Origin of the sequence: Desertibacillus haloalkaliphilus, from assembly GCF_019039105.1 — a bacterium.
Classification (GTDB): Bacteria; Bacillota; Bacilli; order Bacillales; family KJ1-10-99; genus Desertibacillus; species Desertibacillus haloalkaliphilus.
The window spans coordinates 1-360 of the sequence record NZ_JAHPIV010000429.1 but is presented as its reverse complement, the minus strand read 5'-3'; the positions used below and the strand labels follow the sequence as shown (position 1 = coordinate 360).

Sequence of the window (360 nt, the reverse complement as noted above, 5' to 3'; positions counted from 1 at the left end):
ACCTCATAGCTTTCGGGTTTCTCATCATAATCTTCATAAAACTGTTCAAGCAGTGACAAGTCTGTTTCCCATCTGTTTACTGCTTCTTCTGCCCATGTTTTGTCTTCATTTTCCGCATAGGTCTGAACCATTTTCTGCAATCGAATCAATCCACTATGAACCGTGATAAGAGGGGATAATTTAAAGCAGAAATCTGGAATGTTGGGAGATAGTTTTTTTTCTTGTAGCTTATTGTAAAATTGTTGGACAATTTGACCATGAATGAGATTTAATCCTAAAGATAACAATACATCTTTTTTGCGGTCACATTGAAATGAAACTTTCATATTCAAACACAACCATGGTTGCAAAGGAATGGAC

General features: G+C 35.8%; 1 protein-coding gene. It reads right to left on the bottom strand.

The genetic code is table 11. From position 1 onward, the window contains the following. A partial coding sequence (locus KH400_RS22650) for a YqhG family protein (RefSeq protein ID WP_246590000.1) occupies positions 1–326 on the bottom strand: 326 nt, incomplete at its 3' end. Positions 327–360: the final 34 nt, after the last annotated feature.